We start from the raw sequence: 7,900 nt of genomic DNA, 5'->3' as shown, positions 1-7,900 counted from the left end.
CCGCGACGACGCAAAATCAGAATTATTACCGCAGAAGATCGATCACAATCTCGATGAGGAGTGGAACAGCATGCAGCAACTCGCGAACCGGCTCGAACGTCTGGGCACCGAAACTGCCTTTAGCGTCGCCCAAGCCGCGGCCGCTTGGAAGGCGAAGGGGAACCCTGTGTATCCCTTCCATCTCGGCGACATCAACATCCCGACGGCCCCCCATATCGTTGAAGCTATGAACCGGGCCATCGCCGACGGCTACACGGGCTATTGCCCCGGACCTGGCATCCCGCAGTTGCGCGAGGCCCTGGCTGAAGATATCGGGGCCCGCCGGGGCATCGAGTTCACCCCTGACAACGTCGTGGTGATGACGGGAGGCAAACCCGTGATCACGAAGTTCCTGCAGGCGGTCATGAACCCCGGCCAGGAAGTGCTCTATCCCAACCCCGGCTTCCCGATCTACGAATCACAGATCGAGTATCTCGGCGGCACGGCCGTGCCTTACCGTTACCTGCCCACGAGCCAGGGCTTCGCGATCGACCTCGACCAGGTGCGCGCATCGATCACCCCGAACACTGTCGCAATCATCTACAACGACCTGCAGAACCCCATCTCGGCCGAGTCGACGGCGGCCGAGCGGGAGGCAATCGCACAGCTCGCGCAGGAGCACGACCTCTGGGTACTCTCCGATGAGGCGTACTTCGAAACACGCTATGAGGGTGTCTCGAACTCGATCGCGTCGCTTCCCGGCATGGCGGAGCGCACAGTAATCCTCTACACCTTCAGCAAGAAGTTCGCCATGACCGGATCCCGCTTGGGCTGCGCCGTCGCCCCGCTCGAGATCGCCAAAATCCTCAGCACCCTCAACACCAACGATGAGTCGTGCACAACGCACTACGTGCAATGGGCCGGCATTGAAGCGCTCCGCGGCACCCAGGAACCCGTACAGCAGATGCTCGACATCCTGCGCGGGCGCCGGGANGCCGCATGCGAACTCGTGAACGACATCTCCGGCATGCACGTCGCCGTGCCGCAGTCGACGTTCTACCTGTTCCCCGACGTCACCGAGGTCATGGAGCGCATGGGGTACACGGCAGTCGGCGATTTCGCCTCCGCAGCCCTGTACGAAACCGGTGTCTCCTTCTGTACACGTGAACACTTCGGCCGCCGCCAGCCCGGCGAAGACCGCCAGTACATCCGCCTCGCCTACTCGGGTATCGACGTCGCCGATATCCGCGACGGCCTCGGCCGCCTGCGCAAGTGGATCGAGACGGCATGAGCCGGGTCGTCGTCACGGGACGTGTACCCGAAACCGCACTCGAAAAGCTGCGCGCGGAGCACGAAGTCGATGCCTGGGAAGGTCCGGAGTCGATCGGCCGTGAGGAGCTCCTGCACCGGGTAGCCGGGGCCGATGCCGTGGTGAGCCTGCTCACCGAACGCGTCGACGCCGAGCTTCTCGACGCCGCCGGCCCGCAGCTCAAAGTGGTCGCGAACGTCGCCGTCGGCTATGACAACATTGACGTGCCCGCCTGCACCCAACGAGGCGTGGTCGCCGCCAATACACCCGGCGTGCTCACGGAGGCCACGGCCGATATCGCGCTCGGCCTCATCCTCTCAGCAACCCGCAGGCTCGGCGAGGGCGAACGGCTCATCCGCTCAGGCAAAGACTGGAAGTGGGGCATGTTCTTCCTGCTCGGCAGCAGCCTGCAGGGCAAGACNCTCGGCATCGTCGGTATGGGCGGCATCGGCCAGGCGACCGCACGCCGGGCCAAGGCCTTCGGAATGGAAATCGTCTACCAGTCACGCAGTGAGATCGATTCGGGGGTTGCAGCNGAGCTGGGCGCCCGGCGGGTCGAGCTCGATGAGCTGCTGGCCAACTCCGACATCGTCTCCCTGCACTGCCCCTACGGACCCGCCACCCACCACCTGATCGGCTCCGGGCAACTCGCNGCCATGAAGGACACGGCATACCTCATCAATACCGCGCGGGGCCCCATCATCGACGAAGCGGCCCTCGCCGCCGCGCTACGCCAGGGGCAAATAGCCGGTGCCGGGCTCGACGTTTATGAGAACGAACCCAGCGTGCACCCCGGATTACTCGAGCTCGAGAACGTGGTGCTCGTGCCGCACCTCGGCTCCGCCACGGTCGAGACCCGAACCGCGATGGCGATGCTCGCCGCCGACAACGTCCTGGCAGTGCTCAGCGACGGACGACCGCCCACCCCGATCAATTAGAAGCGACTGGGGGCACGGCAACCCGGACCGAGTACGAGCCCCGTCCCCAAGGGATGGGACCCCGGACTACCCAGTATCCGCGACGTCGTCCGTCTCCGCGGCCGTGTCTCCGAGGAACATGCACTCCGCAACTGGCACTGCGAAATACGAAGAGCAGCGGCGACGGAACCACCGTGGCCGCTGCTCGTCGTAGGCCGGACAGATCCCTACTGCCTCCCGGCAACAGCATTTACCTGGGCATCACATATTAGAGAGAGCAGTAAATGACGCGTATTGGGATCGTGGCCGAGTTGGGCCGAGAGACGAGGGTGGCGGCGACGCCCACCACGGTGAAGCAGTTATTGGATTTGGGCTATGCGGTTGTGGTCGAGAAGGGTGCGGGGGAGTCCGCTTCCTTCAGGGACGAGGACTACGCTGCGGCGGGTGCCCTGATTGTTGGGGCCGACGAGGCGTGGGGGTCTGAGGTGGTGCTGCGGATCAATCCGCCCAGTGAGGATGAGATCGGCCGTTTGGCCGTGGGTGCGACGTTGGTCGGGTCGTTGAGTCCTGGGTTGCGGCCGGAGTTGGTGGAGGCTTTGGCGGCGCGGCCGATCACGGCGTTGGCGCTGGATGCGGTGCCTAGGATTTCGCGGGCGCAGTCGATGGATGTGCTCAGTTCGATGGCGAACATTGCCGGGTACCGGGCAGTGATTGAAGCGGCGCATGAGTTTGGCAGGTTTTTCACNGGNCAGGTGACGGCGGCGGGCAAGGTTCCGCCGGCGAAGGTGCTGGTTGCCGGTGCTGGTGTGGCGGGTTTGGCGGCGATCGGGGCGGCGTCCAGCCTGGGTGCGATTGTGCGTGCGACGGATCCGCGGCCTGAGGTCGCTGATCAGGTGAAGTCCATTGGCGGGACGTACCTCAAGGTTGAGGTCTCCGAGGAGATGCAGTCCTCGGACGGGTACGCGAAGGCCACGTCTGAGGCGTATAACGCCCGCGCGGCGGAGATCTACTCCGAGCAGGCTCGGGATGTGGACATCATTATCACTACGGCGCTGATTCCGGGGCGTCCGGCGCCGAGGCTGCTGACGGCNGAGGATGTGGCCGGTATGAAGCCGGGCAGCGTGATCGTGGATATGGCTGCNGGGCAGGGCGGGAACGTGGAAGGCTCGGTNGCCGGGGAACGGATCGTGACGGAGAACGGTGTGGTGATCCTGGGTTACACGGATCTCCCGGCNCGGCTNCCGGCCCAGGCCTCCCAGCTGTACGGGACGAACATGCTGAACCTGCTCAAGCTCCTGACCAGGGACAAGGACGGCCAGCTGCGGATCGACTTTGATGATGTGGTGCAGCGCTCGGTCACGGTGGTGCGGGACGGGGAGAAGACGTGGCCGCCACCCCCGGTCCAGGTCTCCGCCGCACCGGCGGCCTCCCAGACCGAGGCCGCCNNCCGCGCCGGGGAACGCTCCGCCGATAAGGCGTCGAAGAAGAAGCAGGGGCTCAGTCCCGCGGGTAAGGNCGGGCTCTTTGCNGCGGGCGTCGCGGTGTTGTTCGGGNTCAACGCGGTTGCCCCCGCGCCGTTGCCGCAGCATTTCACGGTCCTGATGCTTTCGGTCGTGGTCGGCTTCTACGTGATCGGGAAAGTCCATCACGCCCTGCACACCCCGCTGATGTCTGTCACGAACGCGATCTCGGGGATCATCGTCGTCGGGGCTCTGCTGCAGGTCACCTCCGAGAACCCCGTGATGCAGGTCCTTGCTGCGGTCGCGGTCCTGCTGGCCAGCATCAACATCTTCGGCGGCTTCGCCGTNACCCGNCGCATGCTCGCGATGTTCTCGGCCGGGAAGGCACGTTCATGAGCGCCGTCACCGAAGCAACGCACATCATTATCAGGAGCTCAACTGTGTCTGACACCGTCTCCGGTCCGTTGACCGCCGATTCCATCGCCGGGGCGGCCTATATCGTCGCGGCCCTGCTGTTCATCCTCAGCCTCGCCGGGCTGAGTAAGCACGAGAAAGCCCGGGCAGGGGTCATCTACGGCATCACCGGGATGATCATCGCCCTCGCTGCCACCATCTGGCTGACACTCCAGGACGCCTGGGGCACCGGGGCGGGACTCACCGGCCTGGTGCTGCTCGTGGCCGCGGTCCTGGTCGGCGGGGCCATCGGGCTCTGGCGTGCCCGGGTCGTGGAAATGACGGGCATGCCGGAGCTGATCGCGTTGCTGCACAGCTTCGTTGGCCTGGCCGCAGTGCTGGTGGGCTGGAACGGGCACCTGGAAGCCCCGGACCTGTCCCCGGACCTGACGGCTGTCCATCATGCCGAGGTCTTCATCGGCGTCTTCATCGGCGCGGTGACCTTCACCGGCTCGATCGTGGCGTTCCTGAAACTCTCGGCAAGGATGAAGTCCTCACCCCTGATGCTGCCGGGTAAGAACGCGATCAACCTTGGCGCCCTTGCCGGGTTCGTTGCCCTGACCGTCTGGTACGTCAACGACTCCCAGCTCTGGCTCCTCGTTGTGGTGACCGTCCTGGCCCTGGGGTTGGGCTGGCACCTGGTGGCTTCCATCGGCGGCGGCGACATGCCCGTGGTCGTGTCCATGCTCAACAGCTACTCCGGCTGGGCCGCAGCCGCCGCTGGTTTCCTGCTGAACAACGACCTGCTCATCATCACCGGCGCCCTCGTTGGTTCCTCCGGTGCGTACCTGTCCTACATCATGTGCAAGGCCATGAACCGGTCCTTCATTTCCGTGATCGCCGGCGGCTTCGGGATCGCCGCCCCCGCCGCGGCGGACGCCGAGTATGGTGAGCACCGTGAAATCACCGCCCAAGCCACCGCGGAGATGCTGACCAACGCCTCGTCCGTTGTCATCACCCCGGGCTACGGCATGGCCGTGGCCCAGGCCCAATACCCCGTCGCCGAACTCGCCCACCAGCTGCGCGAACGCGGCGTGAACGTCCGGTTCGGCATCCACCCCGTCGCCGGGCGCCTGCCCGGACACATGAACGTGCTCCTCGCCGAAGCCAAGGTCCCCTACGACATCGTCCTGGAAATGGACGAAATCAACGAAGACCTCGGCGACACCTCGGTAGTCCTCGTCATCGGCGCGAACGACACCGTGAACCCCTCCGCGGCCGAAGACCCGGGAAGCCCCATCGCCGGGATGCCCGTCCTGCGGGTCTGGGAAGCCGAGAACGTCGTGGTGTTCAAACGCTCCATGGCCGCCGGCTACGCAGGAGTCCAAAACCCCCTCTTCTACCGCGACAACTCCCAAATGCTCTTCGGCGACGCCAAAGCCCGCGTCGAAGACATCCTCAAAGCGTTCTGACAGAAAGCACGTCTTGGGCTTCCTGCAGTTCATCCCCCCGCGCTGGCGGCGTACGTACGATCTCCCAACCGTCAACGGAGACGAGGACGAAACCATGCCCCAAGATCGAGCTCCGCACAACAGCATTCGCCAAGATGCGGTCCGATCCTCTCCGTCCGCCCCGCCACAGAAACGCGAGGATTCTGCCGCGCGGGAAATTCCTAGTATTGACGCCTTCGGCGCCTCACCCTGGGTTGGCCTTCACCACCGGCACGAGTTCCTGCTCCACCACCGGCACGAACTGCTGGCGCAGCAGGGGGATGCATAGCACGGCAAGCTACTTGGCGAACCACCGTGCTGCCGGAGGGTGTCAGCGTGGTCGGTCGCTGATCACTGCGAGATTCTGGATGGTTGCAGGCGAGCTCAGTGAAAGCGCCGCCGGACAGTGCCTATGCAACCGGGAGTGACCTCACCGGCCCTCGAGAACGAATAGCTTTCATGGACGAATGCAAAACTTCTTCTGACCTAAAACCCCTAAGTCCCAGCAAGCGGGAGTTTTCGCAGCCACTCCTACTCCCTTGGTTCTACCGCCGAAAACAACGCTTTCGTCAACTGGCACGAAGAAGAGTGGAGGAGTGGGCATCAAACCGCAGCGCGAACGAAGGGTGCTGGCAGTATCAATGCGGGGACTATCTCGTAAACGGTGTTTCCGGCGTTTTCATTTAGTAGCTTTCGGCGGCCGGGAATCGGTTGCTGAAAGTGATGGCGAAGGCGTCCAAAGCGGGCTTCCAACGCACGGCCCACCGGGTCTTGCCGGCCCCGGTCGGATCGAGGCATCGGGTGACCAGATACAGGCACTTTAGCGCAGCCTGCTACGTGGGGAATGACCCCGGGCCTTGACGGCGCGCCGGTACCTGGCGTTCGGGGATTCGATCACGTTGGTGCTGCAGATCACCCGCCGGATTTTCACGTCATAGTCCAGGAACGGGATGAATTCCTCCCACGCGTTCTCCCACAGCCGCACGATCGCCCCGTATTTCCTGCCCCAGCGCTCCGTGAGCTCCTCGAAAGCCGCTCTGGCCGCCCGCAGCATTCGGCGCCGTGTAAATGGGCTTCACATCGCGTTTGAGGGCGTCCCAGTCCTTCTTCGAGGCCAGCCGGAAGGTATTCCGGATCAGGTGAATAATGCACGTCTGCACGGTCGTCAGCGGCCACACGTTGGTGACGACTTCGGGCAGGCCGCGTAGACCTCATCCAGCGGCCGGTTCTGCCACGCGGCCATCTCCTCGAGCACCCTGTCGGTGATCCGCAAGACCGTCTCTTTCGACACCGACGCACCGTAGATCTCGGCGAAGTGCGCGCTGATTTCCCCGGTGGTCAGGCCCTTGGCGTAGAGCGAGAGGACCATCTCATCGACCCCGGTCAGGCGGCGCTGGCGCTTCTTGACGATGACCGGCTCGAACGTTCCTTCCCGGTCCCTCGGCACGTCCACCTCCACGGGGCCGGTGGTCTCCGTCAACACCGTTTTCGGGCGCACCCCGTTGCGGGAGTTCCCGGTCTGCTTACCGGCCGTATCGTGCTTTTCATATCCGAGATGCTCGGTCATTTCCTCATCGAGCGCGGTCTCGATCACGGTCTTGGTCAGCTGCTTGAGCAGACCGTCAGTACCGGTCAGGGACAGGCCCTGCTCCTTCGCCACTCTGACTAGCTCACGGGCAGCGTAGGCCTAGGATATTTCTGTCTTCTTCCCAGCGGATACACCGTTAATTCCACAGTCCCGCCGCGGGTCAGCTACCCGAAGTGCGATGATCTGCCCCTGGAAGGCAGACAGGACTCAACTAGTCAGGAGTGGAACCTGGGGTCGAATGCGACCGGTCTATGGCGGTGCTCGGACGCTTCAAGGGCGCGGTACACGCCAGTAAAGGAGAGATGTAAAACGAAAGAGGCCAACCAGGCCGCCCGGCCGAAGGAGCCCGAGGAATGCACGACCTGGTCCGGGGAGCCCGCGGATCCATAGCCAGCGAAACGCCACGCGTGGCATTCTCACACTTGAATTCTTGCCGTGGAACGATCCCTGATCCTGTCCGGCCTAGTGCAGCTATGTGCGTTTAGGCGTCGATGATCATGTTGGTGCGCGCGGTGGAGCAGCAGGGTAGGAACTTGCCTGCTTCGATTTCCCGTGCGCGGATCCCGCCTTGGTGGTTCATCTCGATTTCCCCGGAGAGTTTGACGACTTTGCAGGAGCCGCACATGCCTTCTTTGCAGTTCGCGCCGATCCTGACGCCGGCACGTTGGGCGGCTCCGAGGATGTGTTCGGTGGGGTCGATGCGTACGTTGATGCCGGTGCGTATGAAGGACAGGGTGAGGCTTCCGGTTCCGACCGTGTCGAAG

5 protein-coding genes and 1 pseudogene are annotated in these 7,900 nt (G+C 64.0%); 4 read left to right on the top strand and 2 right to left on the bottom strand.

Annotated features, from left to right (window positions below):
- Positions 1–70: 70 nt before the first annotated feature.
- From DAD99_RS00175 to pntB, 4 genes are all read left to right on the top strand, one after another.
- Positions 71–1,270, top strand: a complete 1,200-nt coding sequence (locus DAD99_RS00175; protein WP_193339850.1) for a pyridoxal phosphate-dependent aminotransferase — start codon at positions 71–73, stop codon at positions 1,268–1,270.
- A complete protein-coding gene (locus tag DAD99_RS00170) occupies positions 1,267–2,226 on the top strand; it encodes a D-glycerate dehydrogenase (protein ID WP_193339849.1) in 960 nt (319 codons plus the stop codon). The genes DAD99_RS00175 and DAD99_RS00170 overlap by 4 nt, the downstream gene beginning before the upstream one ends.
- Positions 2,227–2,489: 263 nt before the next feature.
- Positions 2,490–4,061, top strand: coding sequence for a Re/Si-specific NAD(P)(+) transhydrogenase subunit alpha (locus DAD99_RS00165; protein WP_193339848.1), 1,572 nt, complete (start codon positions 2,490–2,492; stop codon positions 4,059–4,061).
- Positions 4,058–5,530, top strand: a complete 1,473-nt coding sequence (gene pntB / locus DAD99_RS00160; protein ID WP_227007450.1) for a Re/Si-specific NAD(P)(+) transhydrogenase subunit beta — start codon at positions 4,058–4,060, stop codon at positions 5,528–5,530. The genes DAD99_RS00165 and pntB overlap by 4 nt, the downstream gene beginning before the upstream one ends.
- Positions 5,531–6,231: 701 nt before the next feature.
- Here pntB and DAD99_RS00155 read toward each other — a convergent pair.
- A pseudogene (locus DAD99_RS00155) lies at positions 6,232–7,277 on the bottom strand (transposase).
- A 340-nt stretch (positions 7,278–7,617) separates the two neighbouring features.
- Positions 7,618–7,900, bottom strand: a 283-nt coding sequence (locus DAD99_RS00150; RefSeq protein WP_193339847.1) for a 2Fe-2S iron-sulfur cluster-binding protein, incomplete at its 5' end; no start/stop codon positions are given.

The organism is Pseudarthrobacter sp. AB1 (assembly GCF_014926485.1).
In the GTDB taxonomy this organism is placed as follows: Bacteria; Actinomycetota; Actinomycetes; order Actinomycetales; family Micrococcaceae; genus Arthrobacter.
Note: the sequence above shows the minus strand (reverse complement) of the source record. Positions and strands in the feature narration are given on the sequence as shown.